The organism is Streptomyces sp. NPDC059567, assembly GCF_042735655.1.
Taxonomy (GTDB): Bacteria; Actinomycetota; Actinomycetes; order Streptomycetales; family Streptomycetaceae; genus Streptomyces.
On sequence record NZ_JBHWBS010000088.1, the window covers coordinates 1 to 23,984 of the forward strand.

A 23,984-nucleotide genomic window follows, 5' to 3' on the forward strand; every position below is an offset into this window, starting at 1 on the left:
CCCCGCGTGCCGCCCGTTTTGCTGCGGCCCCGGGGGCCGGCGCGCTCGTCCCCGGGGTCGTGGGGGCGGGGGGGGGCGGCGGCCCCGGCCCCGCCGGGGGGGGGCGCCCCCCCCCCACCACTCGCGTGACGGTCACGCGGGGCCCCTGGCTCCGCGGGCTTCGAGGGGCGTGAACGTGAAGGAGAACGTGGCGGGGGCGGCGTCCAGCCGGTACCGCGGCAGGACCCCCGGGCCGCAGGACTGTGAGCCGATGCCCTGCTGGGCGTGGTCGAGGGTGAGCCAGACCGTGTCGCCGGGCGTGAGGTCGGTCCGGTGCCCGGCGGCGTCGAGCTGCTCGCTGGTCCAGCGGCGGGCGGTGAACCAGAACAGGGGATCCCCCTCGACCCTCAATCCCATTGATCCGTCGCCCAGTTCGACCCACCGCGTGTCGATCCGGGCCCCGTTCTCCTGCGGCCGTACGTAGGGTGTCTGCAGCTCGTCCACCGTGGACTCCCAGCGGCCTGTCCGCGCCGCCGTCCGTGTGTCGGGGTACGCCTCGCCCGGCCCGCCGCCGAACCAGGCCGCCCGGTCCAGGGCCGCCGGAAGGCCGAGGCGGACGCCGAGTCGGGGCAGGGGCTGCCGCCACTCGCCCTCGGGCGTGACCCTCACCGTCAGCCGGAGCCGCCTCCCGTCCGATGTCCATCGGTACGCGGTCACGAGGCCCAGGTCCTGGGCCGCCGGCGCGACCCGGGTCCGTACCGTCAGCGCCTCCCCGTCCGTCTCCACGGCGTCGATCCGGTGCCGCATCCGGTGCAGACCGAGCTCACGCCACAGCAGCCCGTAGCGCTCGTCCGGCTGCCACGCCGCGCCGTTGTCGTTGTCCGTCGGCGCCCGCCAGACGTCCAGGCGCAGCCCCTTGAGCGGAATCCCGCAGATGGCCAGCGGCTCGCCCGTACGGGCATCGAAGGAGCCGGGGCCGAGGACGATCCGCCCGGCGTCCCGTACCGGCCGCGCGCCTGCCGCCGAGGTGGGCGGATGCGGCTCGGACACGGAGAGCTGCCCCCAGGCGATCTCGTGCCCCGACGACGCCCAGCGCGTGTCCTGCGCGAGCAGCGCCCGGACGGTCCACTGCGCCTCGCCGTCCGTCCGGTCGAGCGGGGGCGCCGGCAGAGCGATCTCCGCGCTCTCGCCGGGAGCGAGCCCGGGCACCGTCAGGGGGCCGGTCCCGACCGTCTCACCGTCGATCTCGAAGGCCCACTCGAAGGCGAGGCCGGAAAGGTCCGCGAAGTCGTGTCCGTTGGTGACCCGGACCGCGCCCGGGGTGCTGCCCGACTCGATACGGACCGGCTCGATCACCTTCTTGTACTCGACCAGGCCCGGCGACGGCGTCCGGTCGGGGAAGAGCAGCCCGTCGCAGACGAAGTTCCCGTCGTGCAGCTCTTCGCCGAAGTCGCCGCCGTATCCGTAGCCGTGCTCCGGGTGGACGAGCCCGTGGTCGATCCATTCCCAGACGAAGCCGCCCTGGCAGCGCTCGTACGTCTCGAACAGTCGCTGGTAGTCGGAGAGTCCGCCCGGTCCGTTGCCCATGGCGTGCCCGTACTCACAGAGAATGAAGGGGAGTTCGCGTCGCGCTTCGGGGCCCGGGTCCTCCCGGCGCCCGATCTGCTCGACCTCCGCATGCGGGGCGTACATCCGTGAGTAGACATCCGTGTCCTCGCAGGAGAGATCGCCCTCGTAGTGGACGAGCCGCGAGGGGTCTCGGTCGCGGATCCACTCGGCCATCGCGGTGAGCCCGGCGCCCGTGCCGCACTCGTTGCCGAGCGACCAGATGATCACCGAGGCGTGGTTCTTGTCCCGCTCGACCATCCGCGCAGCCCGGTCGAGCAGAGCCGGGGTCCAGCGCGCGTCGTCGACCGGATTGGCCCGCCAGCCGAGGTCCTGGAATCCGTGCGTCTCCAGATCGCACTCGTCGATCACCCACAGGCCGTACTCGTCGCACAGATCGAGGAAGGCGGGGTGCGGGGGATAGTGGGACGTGCGTACGGCGTTGATGTTGTGGCGCTTCATCAGCTCCACGTCATGGCGCATGGTGGCCAGGTCGACGCTCCGGCCGCGCTCCGGGTGGAACTCGTGCCGGTTCACACCCCGGAAGAGGACGCGGCGCCCGTTCACCTTGATCACGCCGTCCTCGACGGCCACCGTCCGGAATCCGAGGCGCAGGGGGATCCGCTCGCCGCCGGCGGCCAGTTCGCCGTCGTACAGCCGGGGCGTCTCCGCCGTCCACGGCTCGACCGGCACCGTCACCGACTCGCCCGTCGCCATGTCGACACCCAGCTCGGGCACGGTGACCCGGCCGGGCACGTCGCACTCCACCCGCAGGGTGCCGGTGCCGTGCGTGTGGTCGTACGAGACGTGCGTGAAGAAGTCGCCGGCCGCGCCCTCGGGGCGGTGCAGCAGCGTCACGTCACGGAAGATGCCCGGCAACCACCACTGGTCCTGGTCCTCCAGGTACGACCCCGACGACCACTGGTGGACCCGGACGGCGAGCACATTGCCGCGCTCCCTCAGCAGCGGCCCGACCGCGAACTCGTACGGCAGCCGCGAGCCCTTGAACTCACCCAGCTCCTCGCCGTTGAGCCACACCCGCGCCGCGGACTCGACACCGTCGAATCGCAGCACGGCCTCGCCCGCCTCCGGCCAGCCCGCCGGCAGGTCGAAGCGGCGCAGATGGTCGCCGGTGGGGTTCTCGGTGGGGACGCGCGGCGGATCGACCGGGAACGGATAGACGACATTGGTGTACGCGGGCGCCCCGTGGTCCTTGCCCTGGAGCACCCAGTGCCCCGGCACGGCGATCTCCTCCCAGGCCGAGGCGTCGTACCCCTCGGCGGCGAAGGACTCGTCCTCGGCGTCCGCCGCCGGCGAGAGCCGGAACCGCCAGGCTCCGTCGAGGGAGAGGGAGACGGCATCCGAGCGGGCGCACCAGGCCCGGGGCGGCAGCCCGCCGCGCCCGGGGGAGACGTCTTCGTACCAGGGCAGGGTGGACATGGGGCTCCTGTGGGAGAGGCGGGGTCGGGGGAGGTCACCAACGCAGAAAGCGTTTGCCCTCGGGTCCCATCCCACCCCGGTGCCGTGGTCGCCACAACCCCGTCGGCCCGACGGACTGTTGGATTCTTGTCGGCGCGGTTGGACCGAGAGAGGTCAGAGCACCCCGCCCGGCTCGTCGTGGAACACCTCCGGCCAGTAGCGGTAGTCGTCGTCGTCCTTCGCGGGGAGACAGGCGATCGGGTCGACCGAGGCGAGCGCCGCGACCATCGCGGCGGCGAGCGGGTGGTAGAAGTCGCCGAACGTGCCGGTCAGGTCCTGTTCGTCCGCGAACCCCTGCTGCCGGCTGTGCATCCAGACCGTGAAAGCCAGTGTGGACAGGTCGGCGTTCACCGGTGTGACAGTGTCGCCGTCGTACGTGAGGTAGTGGACCTCACCCGTCGACCCGTCGACGACCACGTCGAAGTCGTGCATCAGACCCCCGACGACGAACAGGCGGTCGGCGTCGGGCGGCAGCGCGTCCGTGCCGTTCCACAGATGGCGGAGCCGAGGATCCTGCTTGGCCCGCGCACGGTCCTCGGGCAGCGGAAGCAGCAGCGTGTCCTCGTCGGCGAGGCCGAACATCAGGCCGTCCTTCGGCAGCCCGACCTCGGTCAGGAAGCGCCGTGTCGGCTCGTGCTCCAGCGCCGTCGGCAGGTTGGCCGGGTCGACCCGTACCACCTCTCCCGGACCGAACTCCTCGTCCAGCAGATCCGCCGGCAGGTCGAGCCGCAGGCCCCCGCCCGGTCCGGAGACAAGGGGCAGGGGCCGTATCAGCGCCGTGATACGCCAGAGAGCCGGGACCGCATGGTCCCACTCCGCCGGGTCGCCGGCCGTCCCCCAGCCGCCGTCGCCCCACTCCTCTTCGGTGAAGACGGAGAGCAGCGATCCCGTCGCCTCGCCGACCGCCTCGGCGCTGGTGCTCCCCGCCAGTCCGGCGAACCGGCCGCGAAGCCCGGTCAGTTCGTCGACGGCCGTCAGGAAACGCGCGAGCGCCGACAGCGACGGAGCGAGCGGATGCACCTCGGCGTGGCGAGCCGAGCTCATGCGCAGGCTGAACACCCGCCCCGACGCGCCGTCGAGGACGACCTCCAGGGAGCTCCACTCGTCCGCGACCACCTCCCCGAAGGCCACCAGGCCCGCGATGTACGGGTCCAGGTCCCCCGGATCGTCGCCCTCCTCGACCAGGTGCGACACCGTCACGACCCGGGACTCGGCCAGCCGCGCGAAGCCGAGCACACGCCCGGAATCGGGCAGCCCCTCCTCGGTCAGCCGGCGCCGAGTCGCCTCGTGCGTGATCGCCGGATGGAGCGTGCGCTCCGGTACGAGAAGGGGCGTGCCCGTCATGCCGGTCTCCCTGTGGCGCCGGTGGTGATCTTCCGTCGTGGATCACCCTAGGGGGTGTCTTGTCGATCATGCCGGGCTCGCGTCGCCTGGCACCGCTCCCCCAAGCTCTTCGAGCAGGGGGTACCCCCAGCCGCGTTGTCATCGGTCGCCAACGTCCCCCGTAGCCCTTCGGGCACGGGAGGTGCCCCCACCGCGTTGACTCCCTCCTCCGCCTTGCGATCCGTCCCCTCGGCTCCTGCGGGCCTGGGGAGGCCCCATGCACCAGACGCCGCTCCCTGATCCGGCCTGATCGACAAGACACCCCCTAGGACCGACCACCGACATCGAGCCGCGGGGGAGGAGTGGGCGGCCCGCCTACGCCACCGACCGGCGCTTGTTCCAGACGTCGAAGCCGACCGCCGCGAGCAGGACGAGGCCCTTGATCACCTGCTGGTAGTCCGTGCCGATGCCCACCAGCGACATGCCGTTGTTGAGGACACCGAGCACCAGGCCGCCGATCACGGCGCCCATCACCGTGCCCACTCCGCCGCTCATCGACGCGCCGCCGATGAACGCGGCCGCGATCGCCTCCAGTTCGAAGTTGAGCCCCGCCTGCGGGGTGCCCGCGTTGAGCCGTGCCGCGTACACGCAGCCCGCGAGCGCCGCGAGGACGCCCATGTTCACGAAGACCAGGAAGGTGACGCGCTTGTCCTTCACGCCCGACAGCTTGGCCGCCGCCTTGTTGCCGCCCAGGGCGTACACATGGCGTCCGACGACCGCGTTGCGCATCACGTACCCCAGGCCGATCAGCAGCACGCACATGATCAGCATGACGACCGGCACACCGTGGAAGCTCGCCAGCGTGAGCGTGAAGGCCACGATCGCCGCCGTGATCGCCACGCACTTGAGCGCCCACAGACCGGCGGGCAGCACGTCGAGCTCGTAGGCCAGCTGCCGCTTGCGGTCGCGCCACTCGCGCAGCAGCAGGAAGACGACCGTGACGAGACCGAGGAACAGCGTCGGGTTGTGGTACTGCGTGTACGGGCCCATCTCGGGGATGAAGCCCTTGGCGATGTTCTGGAAGCCGTCGGGGAACGGGGCCAGCGACCGTCCCTCCAGGAAGATCTGGGTGAGACCGCGGAAGAGCAGCATCCCGGCGAGCGTCACGATGAACGACGGGATGCCGAGATAGGCGATGAAGTACCCCTGCCAGGCGCCGGCGACCGCCCCGACCAGCAGGGACAGCACCAGGGCCAGGACCCAGGGCATGTCGTGCCTGACCATCATCACCGCCGAGAGGGCGCCGACGAACGCGGCCAGGGAGCCGACGGACAGGTCGATGTGGCCGGCGATGATGACGATCATCATGCCCATGGCCAGGATGAGGATGTAGCTGTTCTGCTGGATCAGGTTGGAGACGTTGTTCGGCAGCAGCAGCGTGCCGTCGGTCCATATCTGGAACAGGACGACGAGGAAGACGAGCGCGACGAGCATCCCGTACTGGCGCATGTTCGCCCGCACGCCCTGGAGGAGCAGGGCCCCGGCCGAGGGGCGCACCGGGTGCGCCGCCTTCGTCTCCGGTGCGGAAGGGGTCGTGGTGGTCATGGCGGGGCCTCAGCTTCTGCTCATGGTCATGTGACGCATCAGGGTTTCCTGGGTGGCGTCGGCGCGGGCGACCTCACCGGTCAGCCGGCCCTCCGCCATCGTGTAGATCCGGTCGCACATCCCGAGCAGCTCCGGCAGCTCGGAGGAGATGAAGAGCACCGCTCTTCCCTGCGCGGCGAGCCGGTCGACGACGGTGTAGATCTCGTACTTGGCGCCGACGTCGATACCGCGCGTCGGCTCGTCGAGGATCAGCACCTTCGGGTCGGCGTGGATCCACTTGCTGAGTACGACCTTCTGCTGGTTGCCGCCGGAGAGCCGGCCGACCTGCTCGAAGACCGTGGGCGTCTTGATGTTCATGCTCGTGCGGTAGCGCTCGGCGACCTTGCGCTCATGGAACTCGTCGACGACTCCGCGCCGTCGCATCCCGGGCAGCGAGACCAGCGAGACGTTGCGGTGGACGGTGTCGGCCAGATGGAGCCCGTACTGCTTGCGGTCCTCCGTGACGTAGGCCAGTCCGGCCTCGATCGCCTCCGGTACGGTCCGCGTCGCCGTCTCCCGGCCGTCGATCTCCACGGCGCCCGCCGCGTACCGCCCGTACGAACGGCCGAAGACGGACATGGCGAGCTCGGTGCGGCCCGCGCCCATGAGGCCCGCGATGCCGACGATCTCGCCCCGGCGGACGGTCAGTGACACATCGTCGACGACGGTGCGCCGGGGATCCGTCGGGTGGCGTACGGTCCAGCCGCGCACGGCCAGCGCCACCTGGCCGGCGTCCTCGCCCGCGTACGGGGTGCGCTCGGGGAACCGGTGGTCGAGGTCGCGGCCGACCATGCCGCGGATGATCCGGTCCTCGGAGAGCTGCGGCTCCGCGCCCGCCGAAGGGCGCACGGGAAGCGTCTCGATGGTGCGGCCGTCGCGCAGCACCGTGACCTGGTCGGCGATCCGCCGGATCTCGTTCAGCTTGTGGGAGATGATGATGGAGGAGATGCCCTCGCCCCGCAGCTCCAGGATCAGTTCGAGGAGCTTCGCGCTGTCCTCGTCGTTGAGCGCGGCCGTCGGCTCGTCGAGGATGAGCAGCTTCACCTCCTTGGAGAGGGCCTTGGCGATCTCGACCAACTGCTGCTTGCCGACGCCCAGTTCACCCACCGGCGTGTGGGGGTGCTCATGCAGTCCGACCCGCTTCAGGAGCCGGCCGGCGCTGCGCAGGGTGTCGTTCCAGTCGATGACACCGCGCCGGGTCTGCTCGTTTCCGAGGAAGATGTTCTCGGCGATCGACAAGTGGGGGATCAGGGCCAGTTCCTGATGGATGATCACGATGCCGCGGCGTTCACTCGCCCGGATGTCCTTGAAGGCGACCGGCTCGCCCTCGAAGCGGATCTCGCCCTCGTAACTGCCGTGCGGATGGACGCCGCTGAGGACCTTCATCAGCGTGGACTTGCCCGCGCCGTTCTCCCCGCACAGCGCGTGGATCTCACCGGACCGCACGGTCAAGTTCACCTCGCTGAGCGCGGTGACGCCGGGGAACGTCTTGGTGATGGAGCGCATCTCCAGGACGGCGGCGCCGGTCATGAGAGCTGTCCCGCCGTGAAGTACCCCTCGCGGACCAGGAGCGAGGTGTTCGACTTGTCGATGCTGACCGGATCGAGCAGATACGACGGCACGGTCTTCTTGCCGTTGTCGTAGTCCCCGACGTTGTTGACCACGGGCTTCCTCCCGTTCAGCACGGCGTCGCCCATCGCCACAGCCTGGGCGGCGAGCTTGCGGGTGTCCTTGAAGACGGTCTGCGTCTGCTCCCCGCGGATGATGGACTTCACCGAGGCCAGTTCGGCGTCCTGCCCGGTGACGACGGGCAGCGGCTGCCCCGCGGTGCCGTAACCGGCGCTCTTGAGGGCGGAGATGATGCCGATGGAGATGCCGTCGTACGGCGAGAGGACGGCGTCGACGCTCTCCTCGCCGTAGTTCTTGCTGATCAGGTCGTCCATCCGCTTCTGCGCGGTGCCGCCGTCCCAGCGCAGCGTGGTGGCCTGGTTCATCTTCGTCTGCCCGCTGCGGACGACGAGCTGGCCGCTGTCGAAGTACGGCTGGAGCACCTTCATGGCGCCGCTCCAGAAGTACCGGGTGTTGTTGTCGTCCGGCGAGCCCGCGAACAGCTCGATGTCGTACGGCTTGCCGGAGTTCTTCGCCGGTGCGCCGAGCTTCAGCCGCTCGACGATGTACGTCGCCTCCAGCTCGCCGACCCGCTCGTTGTCGAAGGACGCGTAGTAGTCCACGTTCTCGGTGCCCATGATCAGGCGGTCGTACGAGATCACGGGGATGCCGGCGTCGTGGGCGCGCTGCAGCACCTCGGTGAGCGCGGAGCCGTCGATCGCGGCGATCACCAGGAGCCGCCGGCCCTTGGTGATCATGTTCTCGATCTGCGCGATCTGGTTCTCGACCTTGTCGTCGCCGTACTGCAGGTCGGTGTCGTAGCCGGCCTTCCGGAACTGCTGCGCCATGTTCTCGCCGTCGGCGATCCAGCGCTCGGACGCCTTCGTCGGCATCGCGAGGCCGATGGTGCCGCCCTTGCCGGCGTCGGGCTTGTAGCGGCTGCCTCCGCGGGCCTCCTGGCCGCAGGCGGTGAGGCCGCCGGCCAGGAGCACGGAGAGCAGAGCGGCCGCCGTGGCGGCGCGCAGAGTGCGGGTGCGCATGGGTCAGTTCCCTTCGGGGGCGGGGAAGCGGCGGAGGTCGCCGGGCAGCCGGGAGCCGAGCGGCGACATCCCGCCGTCGGCACCGTGCCGGGCCAGCAGATCGAGGACGAGCCGCCCGCGCCGCACCCGCTCCCGGGCGGTGGCGAGGGCGTGCTCGCGCAGATGGGCACCGTACGGATAGATACCGGGGGACCTGCTGAGCCCGAACTTGAGGTAGAGCGGCGCGCCGCGCCGGATCAGCTCGGCGGCCTCGTACATCCGGACATAGCCGCCGAGGTCGTCGGGGGCCTCCACATAGAGGTCCATAGGCGCGCGGCTGACCCGGCGGATCTCGGTGAGGTGGTCGAGGGTGAGATCGGAGGGGACGTTGAGGGAGTCCGCGCCGAGGTGCTCGTACACCGCGTAGGAGGCGGGGTTGACGGGGCCGATGAGCGCCGAGGCCTTGAACGTGGTGTCGGCGGGCAGGGCGCCGGACTCCCGCATCCGGTGCAGGGTCCACAGCACGCCCTCGTCCGCGACGAGCAGGCAGCGCACCCCCGCGTCGGTGGCGCGCAGGGCGTCTTCGACGCAGCCGGCGAGGGCGTCGTGGCCGCGGGCGCGGAGCCCGGCGCCACCCGAGTCGGTACGGGTGGCGGCGCCGATGTCCCAGGTGCCGCGCGGTCCGGTGAACAGACAGAGCTCGACGGAGCGTTCGGCACAGCTCTCCACCATCTCGGCGATCTCGGCGTCGGTCAGCATCCAGACACCGCTGCCCTGGCTGATCCGGTGCACGGGCAGGTCGAGCCGGGCGCTCTCCTTCAGGACGACGGCGAGCGCCTCCGGGCCCTCGACGGAGGGGATCTCGGTGCGCCAGGTGCCCCCGTCGGGGAAGGCGTGGGGGGAGGTGTCGGCGGGTTCGAGCGGTGGCACGGGATGGCCGATCCGCGCGAGCGCGTCGACGCCGGGGCGCCGGGGTGGGGAGGCAGCGGTCACGATCGTCCTTTGTTCGGTATGTCGGACGGGGTTCGGTTCGGTGGGTGTACGGCGGGTCGGGCGTCAGGGCTCGCATTCCGCCGTACGGCTCGCGCGTGCCGTGGACGGCGTGGGCGGGCCGCGGCGCTCAGGGGCGCAGCAACACCTTCCCGGTCTTCGCGTCACCGCCGCCGACCAGTGCGACGGCCTCGGCGAAACGTTCCAGTGGGAACTCATGGCTGATCAGCGGTGCGGGATCGAGCAGCCCCAGACCGAAGGCGCGCACGGCATCGGCCCAGGCGGCCGACGGCGCTCCGAAGACGCTGCGGATCTCCAGCTGGCTGACCGACAGATGCACCGGGTCGATGCCGGTGGCCCCCGCGGCGAACATCCCGGTCAGCACGACCCGGCCGCCCCGGCGGGCCAGGAGGCAGGAGGAGGCGGCCGTGGAAGGCGCCCCCGCGGTCTCCACCACCAGGTCGAAGCGGCCGAGCGAGCCGGCGCCGGCCTCCTCGGGGCTCAGGGCCTCGCTCGCCCCGTGCCGCAGCGCCTGCTCGCCCCGTGCCGCACGCGGATCGACCACGACCAGTTCGGCGGGCGAGGACGCGGCGAGCAGCTGGACGGCGAGCAGCCCGAGCGTTCCGGCACCGACGACGGCGACGCGCTCACCGGGGCGCGGCCGCCCCACCCGCACCGCGGCGGCGATCACGGCCGCGGGCTCGATGAGCGCGGCGGCGCGCAGGTCGGCGTCGGGGTGCAGCAGGTGCAACAGCCGTGCGGGCACGACCACATGGTCAGCGAAGGCGCCCGGCTCGGTGAAGCCGGTCTCCGCGTACCCCGCCGTGCACAGGCTGGTCTCTCCGTAGCGGCACCGCTCGCAGGTCCCGCAGGCCCGGAAGCCCTCGGCGACGCAGCCCCGCCCCACGAGCGCGGGATCGACGCCCGCCCCGACGGCCTCCACCGTGCCCGCCCACTCGTGCCCCGGGGTGACCGGGTAGCGGACGTAGCCGGGGGCGCGGTGCCCGTCGTACACCTCGCGGTCGCTCATGCAGATCCCGGCGGCGGCGACCCGCACCCGTACCTCACCAGGGCCGGGCCCGGGTATCTCCCGCTCCACGAGCCGGTGTTCACCGGGTCCGCCGACCACGACCGCCCGGCTGACTCCGGGGGCGTGCGGGCCGCTCACTTCGGGTCCCTCCGCTCCCAGCCCTCGGCCCACAGGTCGAACCGTGCCCGCTGCTGGGGGAATTCGGCGGCGGCGTCCACGTCCAGCTCGACCCCGAGTCCCGGCGCATGCGACACCTCGAAGCAGCCCGTCTCCGGATCGACCCGCGGCGCCCCGCGCACGACCTTCTTGATCTCGGCGTCCGCGAAGTCGTTGAAGTGCTCCAGGACCTTGAAGTTCGGTGTGCAGGCGGCCAGTTGCAGCGAGGCCGCGGTGAGCACCGAACCACCCACGTTGTGCGGAGCCACCAGCATGTAGTGGGTCTCCGCGGTGGCGGCGAGCTTGCGGGTCTCCAGGATGCCGCCGATGTGCCCCAGGTCCGGCTGGATGATGTCGACCGCCTGCGACTCGAAGAGCTCCCGGAACTCGATCCGGTCGTGGACGCGCTCTCCGGTCGCGATCGGCAGGTCCACCTTGGCGGCGACCTTCTCCAGCGCCTTCAGGTTCTCCGGCGGCACCGGCTCCTCCAGCCACGCCGGCCGGAACGGCGCCAGCTCGCGCGCCAGTCGCACCGCCGTGGCGGGCGAGAACCGCCCGTGCATCTCCAGCATCAGCTCGGTGTCGGGCCCGATCGCGTCCCGTACCGCCTCGATCAGCGACACCGCGTATCGCGACTGCTCTGCGTCCAGCTCGAGGTGGCCGGTTCCGAACGGGTCGATCTTCAGCGCCCGGTAGCCACGGGCCACGACCTCCTGGGCCGCCTTGTGGTACGCCTCCGGGGTACGCTCGGTGGTGTACCAGCCGTTGGCGTACGCCTTGACCCGGTCCGTCACCTTGCCGCCGAGCAGCTGCCAGACGGGAACCCCGAGCGCCTTGCCCTTGATGTCCCAACAGGCCATCTCCACCACGGCGATGCCGGACATGACGATCTCGCCGGCCCGCCCGAAGTCGCCGTACTTCATCCGCCGGACGAGGTCCTCGACCGCGAACGGGTCGGAGCCCGCGATGTGGTTGGCCTCGGCCTCGCGCAAGTACCCGACGAGCGCGTCGGTATGGCCCAGCATCCGGGTCTCGCCGACCCCGGTCAGACCCTCGTCGGTGTGCACCTGGACATAGGTGAGATTGCGCCAGGGCGTTCCGACGACATGTGTGGTGATTCCCGTGATGCGCACGGTGCTGACTCCCGGAGTCGTTCGATATTTCGTCACACGTTCGAAATGGTGGCGTGACCGTAATTGCGGCCCGTCATGGTGTCAATGGCCCGCACAACCATTGCCCGACGAACAGCCCCACCGCTAGCCTGCGTTCGCCATACCGATCGATGGCCGGAGTATCGAACAAGAGGGGTGGGTGATGGTCATGGGACGCCTCGTTCCCGCGGTGGCCAGAGCATTCGACATTCTGGAGCTCTTCCTGCAGGGCGACGGAACACTCTCCGCCCCTGAGATCACCCGTCGGCTCCAACTCCCGCGCACCACCACGCACGAGCTGCTCTCCACCCTCACCGCCCGCTCCTACCTGGTGCCCATACCGGAACAGCCCGGCCGCTACCGCCTCGGCGTGCGCACCTACCAGCTCGGCAGCCGCTACGCCGAGCAGCTCGACCTCGCCGCCGAAGGGCAGCACGTGGCCCGCGAGGTCGCCGAGACCTGCGACGAGACCGTCCATGTCGCCATCCTGGAGGACACGGACGTCATCTACATCGCCAAGGTCGACTCCACCCACGCCGTCCGCATGGTCTCGGCCGCCGGCCGCCGCCTGCCCGCCCACTGCACCGCCGTCGGCAAGATGCTGCTCGCCGCCCTTCCCGAGGACGAGCTCGACGCCCGCATCGAGGGCCGCGAACTGGTCGGCATGACCCCCGACAGCATCACCGAGCCGGACGCCCTGCGGGCCGCGCTCGCCGAGATCCGCGCCCGCGGGACCGCGAGCGAGCACCGCGAGTCCAACCCCGATGTCAGCTGCGTCGCCGCACCCGTGCGCGACCGTGCCGGCCGGGTCGTCGCCGCCCTGTCCATCTCCGCCCCCATGATCCGCTGGAGCGAGGAGCGCGAGGGCGAACTGGCCGAACTCGCCGCCAAGGGCGCGGACGACCTCTCCCTGCGCCTCGGCCACCGGGGCGGACGGTGACCGTCGAGACAGCGGTACGCGAGGACGCCGAACTCGGCGAGGGGCCCACCTGGGACAGAGTCGGCGAGCGGCTCCTCTGGGTCGACATCCTCGGCCGCCGCGTCCACACCTACGAGCCGGCGAGCGGCCGCCGCTCCGTCCTGACCGTCGACCAGCACATCGGCGCGGTGAAACCACGCGCCGGCGGCGGACTCGTCGCCAACCTCAGGGACGGCATCGCCCTCTACACCGCGGACGGCGCCTTCTCCTGGCTCCGGCACGACCCGGTCCCGGGACGGCGCGGCAACGACGCCGCCGTCGCCCCCGACGGCAGCCTGTGGGCGGGCACCATGCGCTACGACGAGGAGACCGGCGGCGGCAACCTCGTCCGGATCGCCCCCGACGGCGCCACGACCACCCTCCTCGACAAGGTCACCATCAGCAACGGCGTCGGCTGGAGCCCCGACCACACCCTCACGTACTACATCGACACCCCCACCCGGCGCGTGGACGTCCTGCGCGTCGAGGACGGACATGTGGTCGAGCGCCGGGAGTTCGCGACCGTCGAGGAGGGCGCCGGATTTCCCGACGGACTCGCCGTGGACGCCGAAGGCTGCGTCTGGGTCGCGCTCTGGGACGGCGGCGCCCTGCGCCGCTACACCCCGCGCGGCACGCTCGACCGGATCCTCCCGCTGCCCGTGGCCCGACCGACCGCCTGCGCGTTCGGCGGCCCCGGACTGCGCGATCTGTACGTCACCACGGCACGCACCGGCCTCCGGGACCCCGAGCCGGCCGCGGGCTCGCTGCTCGTCCTGCCCGGCATCGGCGAAGGGCTGCCCAGCACCCCGTTCGCCGGCTGACCGGCAACCGATCACCACCGGGCGCCAGGTGCCGCCGGGAACGACAAGCGGGGAGGGGCACCCGCCGGAGGGCCCCTCCCCGCGTCCATGTGCCGAGTGACGGTCAGTTCATCGTCGAACCGATCGTGGTCGCCCCGGCCCACCTGGGCGTCCAGTCACCCAGATACGCCGCCCGGGTCGCCGACTCGGCCTGCTGCGCGCTGAGTTGGGGCCGGTTCTCCGGCACCGTGACCGCCGCGCCGGGGCCCGTGTTGCGGTACTCGGCGAACCGCTGGGCCTGCCACGGATAGGCGTCGCGCATGTTCGCGTACGGAGCGACGGCGTCGATGCCCCGTCCGAGGACGCTGTCGCGGACCACGAGCGCGGGCCGGGCGGTGGTGTCCGAGCTCGGCACCCAAGGGCGCGCCAGCTTGTAGTAGCCGTCCGGTGCCTCGCTCGTCACCCGGCAGCGGTCCGCCAGGAAGCCGTACGGGTTGGCCCCGGCGGTGGACGGGGCGAAGACGAAACCGTGCGGCGCGGAGGCCAGGTCTGTGCGCAGCAGCGTACGGAAGTGGCAGTGCTCGAACACCGCGCGGGCGCGGCCGAAGACGAAGTCGACGTCACCCTCGACATGGCAGTGGGCGAAGTACTGGCGGGCGACGGCGGCCAGGGACATCGAGTCGGCGTACAGCGTGTCCTGATGGCCGAGGAACCGGCAGTGCAGGAAGGACGACCGGTCGCCCTGCACCTTGATCGCCACCGCCTGGGTGCCGGGGTTCCCGGGGAGGTCGGTGCGCAGGAAGTCGTTGGCGAAGGTGATCCACCGGGCGGCGAAGCCGTCGGCCTGGACGGTGGTGGTGGCCGAGCCGGACGTGCCGTACGTGGTGCCGTCGGGGCGGAGCGTGCCGGCCGCGTTGTCGTACACGACGACCACGTCGCGGGGGTCCTCGCTCGCCCCGATCCACGTCATGCCGGTCGCTGCCGCGCCGACCGCGACCGTCTCGCGGTAAGTGCCAGGGGCGATGACGAGCGTCCGGTCAGGGCTGCTCGCCGCGGACACGGCGGCCTGGACGCTCGTATGGTCGCCGAGCCCGCCGGGGTGGACGTACAGCGTGCGCTCGGTGAGCCGGCGGGAGGGCGAACCGAAGCGGCCGAACGGCCGCGCGGTACGGGCGGCGGCCGTAGGAGCGGCGGCGGCGGCGAGGGAGAGTGCCGCCGCGGTGCCCGCGGTCAGCAGCGCACGACGACTGGGCGGAGGCATGGCGAAGAGCTCCTTCATCGAGGGGTGCGAAAGAGAGGGGGAGGCGGGGCGACCGGGCCGGACGGGTGGCCACGGTGGGGTCGCCCCGCCTCCGGTCAGCAGATCCGGCCCGCGCCCGCGCGGTGGCCGACCAGGCCCGGCAGCGCCTGCGGCGGGTCGACCCGGCCGCGCAGTACCGGCGTCCAGCCGGCTCCGTCGCGCAGGATCTCGCCCGGGAACTCCGCGTTGTGGACCGCGAGCAGATCGACGGGCCGGCCGTTGACGAGGTTGCCCGCCGTCGTGACCGGGGCGTCCTTCCACTTCTTCAGGATCGTCCCCACGCCGACGCCCGCCGGCACGGTGAACGCGTTCTTCTCGGCGACGAGTTGGGACTCCTGGCCGATGCCGAGGCTGTACGCGTATCCGGAGGCCGGCACCACGAAGTGGTTGTTGTACGCGTCGACCTTGCCGAAGCGGACCCGGGGCGCCCGCTCGATCACGTTCTTGAAGAGGTTGTGGTGCAGGGTGACCCGCAGCTTGTCGCGGTCGGTGGCGCCCGCGCTGTCGCTGTTGCCGATCATCAGCGTCTTGTCGTGGTCGGCGAAGACGTTCCAGGACGCGGTCACCAGATCCGCGCCGCGCACGATGTCCAGCTCGCCGTCGTGCTGCTGGTAGACCTCGCCGTAGTACCTCGGCAGCGAACTGTCCGGGTGCGCGCCGTCGGTGAACGTGTTGTGGTCGATCCAGACGTGCGTGGAGCCGTACACGACCATGCTGTCGTACTCGGAGTTCCACGCGCCGGTCGCACCGTCGGTGGGGTCCCACTGCGGGAAGCAGTCGAGCGGGCTCTCCAGCGTCAGGTTCCGGATCACGACGTTGTCGACACCCTGGATCTGCAGGCTGCCGCCGACGATCCCGGCATTCCTGCCGACCCCGACGATGGTCGTGTTGGCGGGGACGTACGCCTTGATCGCCTTGCCCTGGCTGGTCGCGGAGGCCGCCCGAAGCTCCTCCTGCGGGCCGCTCACCGGAGTCTCGTACCCCCAGACCGCCGGATCGTAGTCCGCGAGATAGCGGTCGAAGTCGTAGCCCGCGGCCTCGAAGGCCGAGCATCCCGCCGCCGTCGCGTTCAGCGTCCCGACGATCTTCACGATCCTCGGCGCGGTCCCCGGCACGGCGAGCGCGGACCGGAGCTGCTCCCAGCTTCCGACCGTGAAGACCCGCGAGGCGTCGGCCGCCGCGCCGCCGGTCGTCCCCGAGCCCTCCGACGCCCAGCCGTCCCCGGCCGGCAGGGTCTGACGGGCGGGATCGCTCGCCGCCCGCGCGACGCCGGTGGGACCGGTGACGCCCAGGACGAGGGCGGTCGCGCCCACCAGCCAGAGGCTCTTGTGTCGTCTCACGTTCAGCTCTCCTCGGAATCGGGCCAGGTGACCCACTCGGTGGGGATCTCTTCGTCGATGCGGCGCGTGTCGCGCGGGGCGAGCACCCGGGTGTGCAGCAGCTCGGCCGTGACCAGCCGTGCCACGGCGATGGCCCCCGGCGGGTTGAAATGGGTGTTGTCCTGCTCGGCCGGCGTCCAGTTGAAGTACGTCTTGGTCGTCTCGGGGCCGAGCTTCTGCCACAGCGCCAGGGACAGCTCCTGGATGTCGAGGAGGTCGACCCCCTCGTCCCGGGCGACCTCCCGCATCGCCGCCGGGTAGTCCCCGAGCGTCCGCAGCGCCGTGCCGTCGGCGTCGAACCTGCGCCGTTCCACGGAGGTGGCGAGCACGGGCCGCGCACCGCGCTCCCGCGCCTCGGAGACGTACCGGCGCAGGTTGTCCTGGTAGGTGCTCCAGGGCTCGGTGTAGCGGGTGGGGTCGGTGTCCTTCTGATCGTTGTGGGCGAACTGGATCAGGAGGAGGTCGCCGGGCCGGATCACCTCGAGGATCGCGTCCAGCCGGCCCTCGTCGATGAAGCTCTTCGTGCTGCGGCCGTTGATGGCGTGGTTGGCGACCGCCACGTCGTGGTGGAGGAAGAAGGGGAGGGCCATGCCCCAGCCGGTCTCGGGGGCGGCGTCGGCGTACTTCTGGGCGGCGGTGGAGTCACCGGCGATGAACAGGGTGCGCATCCGGGGCTTTCCTCGGGAGGGGGCGGCGTGGGCTGCGGGGGCCAGGACCGGGGCGAGCGCGAGGCCCGCCCCGGCCGTGAGGATCCGCCGGCGGGCGACGGTCACTTGTTCTGCGACTTCCACTCGGCCTGCGCCGTGTTCAGCTGCTCGGCCAGGCCGTCCAGGAACTCCTTGGCGGAGGCCTTTCCGAGCAGGACCTTCTGGAAGCCGGGCTCGTTGTCGGCCTTGGAGATGGTGTTCCAGTCGGGCAGGTAGTACGGCAGCTGGATGATCGTCGCCTTGCCGCTGAACAGCACCTCGGCGGCCAGCTTCGTCGGCTCGGCCTGCTGGATCCAGGCGTCCTTGGCGGCGTCGGTGTGGGCGGGGATGGCGCCGGCCGACTCGTTCCACTTGCTGTTGGAGGCATGCGAGGCGGCGAACTCGATGAACTTCCAGGCCGCGGCCTTGTTCTTGCTCGACGAGAACAGACCGAGACCGTCGACCGGGTTGGACACCATGACCCGGGCGCCGTCGTCGGTCGTCGGGTTCGGGATGCCCCGGAACTTCTCGGTGCCCAGCGCCTTCACATGGTCCTGGTACGAGCCCAGGTTGTGGTTGAGCATCCCGATCTCGCCGCTGTCCCACTGGGCGACCATCTTGGTGAAGTCGTTGTTGACGTCCGCCGCCGGGGTGTTCTTCTTGAACAGCCCCACGTACTTCTCCAGGGCCGCCACGTTCTTCGGGTCGTTGACGGTGGTCTTGTCGCCGTTCCAGAAGCCGGTGATCCCGCTCTGGCCGTACATGGCGTCCAGCGCCTGGGCGATCGAGCCGGCGCCGCCGCGGATCGTGTAGCCGAACTTGTTCTTGTCCTTGGCGGTCAGCTTGTCGGCCGCCGCGTAGAACTTCGACCAGGTGTCGGGCTCGTCGAGACCGGCGGCCTCGAACAGGTCGGTGCGGTAGTAGAGGACACCGTTGCTCGCCGAGGTCGGGACCGTGAAGAGCTTGCCCTGACCGCCCGCGGACTTGACGCTGTCGACCATGCCCGCGTTGAGCTTGCCGTTGAGCGAGCTCGACGCGATCCGCGCGTCGAGCGGCTCCAGCGCGTTCTGCGCGGCGATCCCGGCGAGCATCGCCGCACCGACACCACCGACGTCCGGCAGGCCGCCGCCCTGGATCGCGGTGTCGTACTTCGACTGGACCTCCTTGGAGGCGATCCCGACGTACTCGACGTCGATGTCGGGGTTCGCCTTCTCGAAGTCCGCGATGATCTCCTTCCAGACATCGGTGCGGACGCCGCCGTTGTTGTCCCAGAAGGTGATCTTTCCCTTGCCCGATCCCTCGGTGCCCTTGTCGCCGGCCGCGCCGCTGCCGTCGTCACCGCAGGCGGTGGCGGTCAGGGCGAGGACGGTCGACAGGGCCAGGGCACAGGCGGCTCTGCGCCGCCCGCCGCGGAAGATGGTCATCGTCGGCTCTCTTCTCTCGGATTCGTGCGTTGCGGGTTCAGGAGGGGGTGATACGGAACGAGGTGAACGCGGCCGTGCCGGCCGGGCCGCCCGCTCCCGACGGGGCGGCGGCGAACAGACCGAGCAGGGCGCCGACCCAGCGCCAGGGCGTGGCGGCGAAGACCTGCCCGCTAGGCACTAAGCCCTCGGCGCCTTCGGCTTCGTCGGCGGCGCACGAGAACCGGCAGCGGGCGCCCGGCAGCAGGTCGATCCGCAGCCTCACGCGGCCCCCGGGGACCGGCCGGGACGGCGCCGCGTCCCGCTCGCGGTCGGCGTTCAGCGGGGCGAAGCGGTGCACGAAACGGACCGTGCCGTCCGTCTCGCGGCGCAGCCCGATCCAGCTGTAGGCGTCGCCGAGCACCACCAGACCGGCCCGGGCCCCCGGCTCCTCGCTGTCGAGCCGCAGCTCGACCTCGACGGTGCCGTGGCGGGCGGGAAGCCGCTGGGTGAGGATGTGCGGCACCGTCCGGAGGTCGTCGATCCCCTCCGCACGACCGCAGTTAAGCCGCAGACCGTCGCCGCCGTGCTGCGTGGCCCAGCCGTCCCGGGGGTTGGCGGTCCACTGCCACTGGCGCCCGAACCGCCCGCCCGGGAAGTCGTCGTCGACCGCGGGCGCGGAGACCGGCTGCGGCGGCAGGGCCGGTTTGGTGTGGACGCGGACGGGAGTGCCCGCGTCCCCGAGCACCGGCCAGCCGTCCTCGTCCCATCGCATGGGCTGGAGGTGGACGAGCCGTCCGTACGCCCCGGACTGCTGGAAGTGCACGAACCAGTCCTCGCCGCCCGGGGTGCGCACCCAGCCGCCCTGATGCGGGCCGTTGACGTCGGTGTCGCCCTGCTCCAGGACGACCCGTTCCTCGTACGGGCCGAAGAAGTCACGGGACCGCAGCGCCCCCTGCCAGCCGGTCGCCACGCCCCCGGCAGGGGCGAGGATCCAGAACCAGCCGTCGTGGCGGTGGAGCTTGGGCCCTTCGAGGGTGAACCACCCGGGGATCGTGTCGGCGTCGACGATCGTCTTGCCCTCGTCGAGGAGGCCGCTGCCGTCGGGGCTCATCCGGTGGCCGGTCAGCCGGTTGCCGATGCCCGAACGGGACTTCGCCCAGCCGTGCACGAGATAGGCCTCGCCCGTCTCCTCGTCCCACAACGGGCACGGATCGATCAGACCGCGGCCCGCCTTGACGAGATGCGGGGTGCTCCACTCGCCTCGTACGGACGGGGAGTTGGTCTGCCAGATGCCGTGGTCCGGGTCGCCCCAGAAGATCCAGAACCGGCCGTCGTGGTGGCGCAGCGAGGGCGCCCACACACCGCCGTCATGACGGGGCGAGGCGTACGCGGCCTCCGGCAGCAGCCGGTCCAGGGCGTGCCCGACGAGCGTCCAGTTGACCAGGTCGCGGGAGTGCAGGAGCGGAAGGCCGGGGGACCGGCCGAAGCTGGAGGCGGTGAGGTAGTAGTCCTCGCCGACCCGCAGCACGTCAGGGTCGGACCAGTCGGCGGCGAGGACCGGATTGCGGTACGTCCCGTCGCCGAGGTCCCCGGTCGGCAGGGCGGGCGCGGTCACGCCGCCACCGCCTTGCGGACGAGGGCCGCGGCCGCGTCCCGGTCGAGCCGCCCGTCGGCGACGACGGTGACCACCCGTCGCACCACCGCCGCACCCTCCGCGACCGTCAGCCGGTCGGCGAAGGCGAGGGAGGAGCCCACGCCCGGATACTCGGCGGCGCGCACGAACCACGGGTCGCGCCGGGTCTCCTCCGTGGCCCCGGCGAAGACCAGCGTCCAGCCCTGGCCCGCGAGCGCGACCCAGTCGGCCGCCCGTCCGTGGACGGACCGCTCTCCGTCGGCCTGTGCGCCGAACACCTCGGGAGAGGCGCTCTCCAGGGGCGCCCGCCAGAAGAACCCGCCGTAGGCCGCGCCCGGCCGCCCGTTGGTGGCGGGACTGCCGATGGACAGCTCCTCACCGGACACGTTGGCGAGCGAGAAGGTGAAGTCGAGCGCCCACGCGGAGTCGGTGAGCGCCGTGGCCGAGACGGTCCGGTGCTCCCGCAGCAGCGTGCGCTCGCCGGCCACCCAGGTCAGCTCCTCGACGAAGCCGTCCGGGTCGCGGAGCTTGAACCCCCCGTGCCGTTGCATGCCGTGGTTGTCGAGCGCGATCGGCCCCTGGTCGCGGACGAACGTGCGCCCGCCCCAGAAGTTGAACCCTGCGACGTCCGCGACGGCGACGCCCGCCCCCAGGTGGTGCGGATGGTCGGCGGGCAGCTGCTCGGTGACCGTGACACCCGCGAGGGTGGAGACGGGGTGCAGATAGGGGCGGGGGGAGTGGTCGGGAGCGAGGTCGGGGCGCAGGACGTAGCGGGCGACGGCACGGCCGGCGCAGCGCAGCACCATGGGTTGGTTCATCGGGCATCCGCCTTCGGGGTCAGGGACCAAGGGGGAGCGAGCTCGGAGTAGAGGCTGAGGGTGTCGGCGCTCGCGGCGACGAGCCCGTCGACACCGCGGACCACGCGGCGGGAGGCGCTCCCGCCCGGCTCGCTGCGCCAGCACTCGACCGGCAGCTCCACGGGGTCGGGCGCGGTACGGATCGCCTCGACGACCCGCATGAACGCCCCGGTCTCCTCGGGCGGCACACACAGCGCCTCGCCGTCGGTCAGATGGGCGACCAGGTTCTCCAGCAGGTCGGTTCGGCCGTACACCGTCTCCACCGGGCCGTGACCGCCGCGCTGGAGCAGGACCCGGTCGTCCTTGTACCAGAGGGTGATCCGGCCCCGGGTGCCGTGGACGATGACGTACGGCTCGGAATCGGTCTCGGCGCACAGCGTCGCCGCGACCGTGACCTGGGTGCCCTGCGCGGTGACGATCCGGACGCTGGAGGTGTCGTCGGACTCGATGGCGTTCGCGCGCAGCAGCTCCGTCTCGATGTGCGCGACGTCCTCCGCCCGCGGGCTGCCGGCCAGGGCGAGCGCCGTCGCGACGGCGTGGGCGAGCGGGTTGGTGAGCGCCCCGTCGACCACGTCCACGCCGTCGAGGCGCCGGTGCCCCGCCCAGGGAGCGCGCCGGAAGTACGCCTCGTCCCGCACCCACGCCCCGGCTCCGCCGACGCCGAGGAGCTCTCCGACGGCGCCCTCCTCGATGAGCCGGCGGATCGCGGGCACGGCGTGGGAGCCGAGCGACTGGAAGCCGATCTGGCAGGCCACGCCGGCCTTCGCGACCCCGTCCGCCATCCGGCGGAACTCGGCGTACGAAGGCGCCGGCGGCTTCTCCAGGAGCACATGGGCCCCGTGCCGGGCGGCGATCAGCGCCAGATCGGTGTGCGTCTGGATCGGCGTGCAGATGACGGCGATCCGTGCCCCGGTGGAGGCGAGCAGCGCGTCGAAGTCGGACGACTGCTCCGGCGTACCGAAGCCGTCCAGCTCCTCGGCGTCCAGCGGCCGCAGCTCGCAGACGCCCGCGAGGCGCACCAGACCGAGCCGTTCGAGCCGGTTGATGTTGACCAGGTGCGAGCGGCCGTGGCCGCGGGCGCCCGCGAGGACCACGGGCAGCGGGGCGCGTCCCTCGCTCATCCCTTCACCGCCCCCGCGCTGAAGCCGGTGACCAGCCACTTCTGGATGAAGGCGAAGACGATGACGACCGGCACGGCCGCGATCACGCCACCGGCGGCGAGCGCTCCGAGGTCGACGCTGTCGGCGCCCATCAAGGTGTTGAGGCCGACCGGGATGGTCTGCTTGTCCTGGCTGCTGAGGAACATCAGCGCGAAGAGGAAGTGGTTCCAGGAGTGGACGAAGGCGAAGGAGCCGACGGCCACCAGACCCGGCCGCAGCAGCGGGAGCACGACGATACGGAAGGCGGTGAACCGGCTGCAGCCGTCGACCCAGGCCGCCTCCTCGAGCGAGTACGGCACGTTCTTGATGAAGCCGCTGATCAGGATCATCGACAGGGGCAGCTGGAAGACGGTCTCGGCGATGATGACACTGCCCAGCGAGTTGATCATCCGCAGGTTGGCGAAGATCTGGAACAGCGGCACGAGCAGCAGCGCGCCCGGCACGAACTGGGAGCACAGCAGGGCCAGCATGAAGCCCTTCTTGAGCCGGAAGTCGAAGCGGGCCAGGGCGTAGCCCCCGGCCAGCGCGACGACCGTGGTGGTCACCAGGGTGGCCAGCCCGATGAGCAGACTGTTCTGGAAGAAGGTCGCGAAGCTGCGCTCGTTCCACACCTTCTCGAAGTGCTCGGTCGTCATCGGCCATGGCACGAGCGAGGTGGAGCCCGCCGGGCGGACCGCGAAGAGCAGGACCCAGTAGAAGGGGATGAGGGTGAAGAGCAGGTAGATGCCGAGCGGGAGGTAGATCTGCCAGCGGGGGGCCTCGTCCCAGGCGTGCCGTCGCTTGCGGCTCGGCGACGGGGGCGTGGTCGGTGGCGTCGGTGTCCCGGCCGGGGGCCGTGCGACCGTGTCGGGGGTGGTGTCCTGGACTATCACTTGCTCTCGCCTCCGAACTTGCTCAGGCGCAGATAGACCATCGAGCAGAAGAGAAGGATCACGAACGCCACCGTCGTGAGGGCGGAGGCGTAACCGAAGTTGTGGGCGTCGACGCTGGTGTTGGCGATGTACAGCGGCAGGGTGGTCGTCTCGCCCGCGGGACCGCCGCCCGTCAGGGTGTAGAGGAGGTCGACGTTGTTGAACTCCCACACCGCCCGCAGCAGCGTGGACAGGATGATGGCGTCCTTCAGGTGCGGCAGCGTGATGTGGAAGAACTGCCGCAGCCGGCCCGCTCCGTCGACCTCGGCCGCCTCGTACAGGTCTTTGGGCACGGACTGGAGGTCGGCGAGGATGAGGATCGCGAAGAAGGGGACACCGCGCCACAGGTCGGCGACGACCACCGCCGGGAAGACCGTGGCGGTGTCCGACAGCCAGGACGTGCCGTACTCGCCGATCCCCATGTCCGCGAGATAGCGCGTGATGCCCGTCTGGGAGTTGTAGAGCAGGACCCAGATCGCGGAGGTCAGCACCCCGGAGACCGCCCAGGGCGAGAAGACCAGGGCCCGGCCCAGCGCGCGGCCCACGAACGTCTGATTGACGATCAGGGCGAGCGCGAGTCCGAACAGCAGCTGGAGGGTCACCTCGACGGCGACCCACTTCAGCGAGAAGGTCAGCGTTCCCCAGAAGTGCGGGTCCTCGGTGAAGATGCGCGTGAAGTTCTCGAAGCCCGCGTAGCCGTTCCGCCAGGGCTTGGTGGGGTTGTAGTGCTGGAGGCTGTAGTAGAAGACGCTGAGCACCGGGTAGGCGATGAAGCCCAGCATCAGCAGCCCCGCGGGGGCGATCAGGAGGTACGGCAGCCGGCGCGGGGTCGCTCCCGTGCGGCGTCGCCCAGGTGCCTTGGCGGCCTTGGGTGGTGAGGTCACAGCTGAGGCCATGACGGCGGCTCCGATCT

19 protein-coding genes are annotated in these 23,984 nt (G+C 71.3%); 2 read left to right on the forward strand and 17 right to left on the reverse strand.

The features are described from left to right. Positions 1-132: 132 nt before the first annotated feature. The 8 genes from ACFVZW_RS29270 to ACFVZW_RS29305 form a co-directional block, all read right to left on the reverse strand. Positions 133-3,024 carry a glycoside hydrolase family 2 TIM barrel-domain containing protein gene (locus ACFVZW_RS29270; RefSeq protein WP_384527342.1) on the reverse strand — a complete coding sequence of 964 codons (2,892 nt, stop codon included), beginning with the start codon at positions 3,022-3,024 and terminating at the stop codon, positions 133-135. 153 nt (positions 3,025-3,177) lie between these two features. Further along, positions 3,178-4,407, reverse strand: a complete 1,230-nt coding sequence (locus ACFVZW_RS29275; protein ID WP_384527345.1) for an SUKH-4 family immunity protein — start codon at positions 4,405-4,407, stop codon at positions 3,178-3,180. Between the two features lie 354 nt (positions 4,408-4,761). Further along, a complete protein-coding gene (gene mmsB, locus ACFVZW_RS29280; protein WP_384527348.1) occupies positions 4,762-5,991 on the reverse strand; it encodes a multiple monosaccharide ABC transporter permease in 1,230 nt (409 codons plus the stop codon). A gap of 9 nt (positions 5,992-6,000) precedes the next feature. Continuing rightward, positions 6,001-7,560 carry a multiple monosaccharide ABC transporter ATP-binding protein gene (mmsA, locus tag ACFVZW_RS29285; protein ID WP_384527350.1) on the reverse strand — a complete coding sequence of 520 codons (1,560 nt, stop codon included), beginning with the start codon at positions 7,558-7,560 and terminating at the stop codon, positions 6,001-6,003. Further along, positions 7,557-8,678, reverse strand: coding sequence for a multiple monosaccharide ABC transporter substrate-binding protein (chvE, locus tag ACFVZW_RS29290; RefSeq protein ID WP_384527353.1), 1,122 nt, complete (start codon positions 8,676-8,678; stop codon positions 7,557-7,559). The genes mmsA and chvE overlap by 4 nt, the downstream gene beginning before the upstream one ends. 3 nt (positions 8,679-8,681) lie before the next feature. After that, a complete protein-coding gene (locus ACFVZW_RS29295; protein ID WP_384527356.1) occupies positions 8,682-9,650 on the reverse strand; it encodes a hypothetical protein in 969 nt (322 codons plus the stop codon). Positions 9,651-9,777: 127 nt separating this feature from the next. Beyond that, positions 9,778-10,815, reverse strand: coding sequence for a zinc-binding dehydrogenase (locus tag ACFVZW_RS29300; protein ID WP_384527359.1), 1,038 nt, complete (start codon positions 10,813-10,815; stop codon positions 9,778-9,780). After that, a complete protein-coding gene (locus ACFVZW_RS29305; protein WP_384527362.1) occupies positions 10,812-11,966 on the reverse strand; it encodes a mandelate racemase/muconate lactonizing enzyme family protein in 1,155 nt (384 codons plus the stop codon). The genes ACFVZW_RS29300 and ACFVZW_RS29305 overlap by 4 nt, the downstream gene beginning before the upstream one ends. 187 nt (positions 11,967-12,153) lie before the next feature. Here ACFVZW_RS29305 and ACFVZW_RS29310 point away from each other — a divergent pair, with 187 nt between their 5' ends. Both ACFVZW_RS29310 and ACFVZW_RS29315 read left to right on the forward strand, forming a co-directional pair. After that, a complete protein-coding gene (locus ACFVZW_RS29310; RefSeq protein ID WP_384527365.1) occupies positions 12,154-12,924 on the forward strand; it encodes an IclR family transcriptional regulator in 771 nt (256 codons plus the stop codon). Continuing rightward, a complete protein-coding gene (locus ACFVZW_RS29315) occupies positions 12,921-13,763 on the forward strand; it encodes an SMP-30/gluconolactonase/LRE family protein (protein ID WP_384527368.1) in 843 nt (280 codons plus the stop codon). The genes ACFVZW_RS29310 and ACFVZW_RS29315 overlap by 4 nt, the downstream gene beginning before the upstream one ends. 103 nt (positions 13,764-13,866) lie before the next feature. On the opposite strand, the gene ACFVZW_RS29320 is transcribed toward ACFVZW_RS29315, so the two are convergent. The 9 genes from ACFVZW_RS29320 to ACFVZW_RS29360 form a co-directional block, all read right to left on the reverse strand. Next, positions 13,867-15,003: a pectinesterase family protein gene (locus ACFVZW_RS29320; protein WP_384527370.1), complete on the reverse strand. Its 1,137-nt coding sequence runs from the start codon at positions 15,001-15,003 to the stop codon at positions 13,867-13,869. A 95-nt stretch (positions 15,004-15,098) separates the two neighbouring features. After that, positions 15,099-16,382 (reverse strand): polysaccharide lyase family 1 protein, encoded by a 1,284-nt coding sequence (locus ACFVZW_RS29325; protein WP_384527373.1) that lies wholly within the window; start codon positions 16,380-16,382, stop codon positions 15,099-15,101. A 2-nt stretch (positions 16,383-16,384) separates the two neighbouring features. Further along, complete coding sequence (locus tag ACFVZW_RS29330) at positions 16,385-17,194, reverse strand: rhamnogalacturonan acetylesterase (protein WP_384527376.1); 810 nt, start codon at positions 17,192-17,194, stop codon at positions 16,385-16,387. After that, on the reverse strand, positions 17,191-18,531 hold the full coding sequence (locus ACFVZW_RS29335) for an ABC transporter substrate-binding protein (RefSeq protein WP_384527379.1): 1,341 nt from the start codon (positions 18,529-18,531) through the stop codon (positions 17,191-17,193). Before ACFVZW_RS29335 ends, ACFVZW_RS29330 begins: the two co-directional genes overlap by 4 nt. A 37-nt stretch (positions 18,532-18,568) precedes the next feature. Then, positions 18,569-20,125 carry a family 43 glycosylhydrolase gene (locus ACFVZW_RS29340; RefSeq protein ID WP_384527382.1) on the reverse strand — a complete coding sequence of 519 codons (1,557 nt, stop codon included), beginning with the start codon at positions 20,123-20,125 and terminating at the stop codon, positions 18,569-18,571. Beyond that, entirely contained in the window at positions 20,122-20,961 is an 840-nt protein-coding gene (locus ACFVZW_RS29345) for a PmoA family protein (protein WP_384527385.1), read from the reverse strand. The genes ACFVZW_RS29340 and ACFVZW_RS29345 overlap by 4 nt, the downstream gene beginning before the upstream one ends. Further along, on the reverse strand, positions 20,958-22,121 hold the full coding sequence (locus ACFVZW_RS29350) for a Gfo/Idh/MocA family protein (RefSeq protein ID WP_384527388.1): 1,164 nt from the start codon (positions 22,119-22,121) through the stop codon (positions 20,958-20,960). Before ACFVZW_RS29350 ends, ACFVZW_RS29345 begins: the two co-directional genes overlap by 4 nt. Then, complete coding sequence (locus tag ACFVZW_RS29355) at positions 22,118-23,029, reverse strand: carbohydrate ABC transporter permease (RefSeq protein ID WP_384527420.1); 912 nt, start codon at positions 23,027-23,029, stop codon at positions 22,118-22,120. The genes ACFVZW_RS29350 and ACFVZW_RS29355 overlap by 4 nt, the downstream gene beginning before the upstream one ends. Then, entirely contained in the window at positions 23,029-23,967 is a 939-nt protein-coding gene (locus tag ACFVZW_RS29360) for a carbohydrate ABC transporter permease (protein WP_384527391.1), read from the reverse strand. Before ACFVZW_RS29360 ends, ACFVZW_RS29355 begins: the two co-directional genes overlap by 1 nt. Positions 23,968-23,984 lie beyond the last annotated feature (17 nt).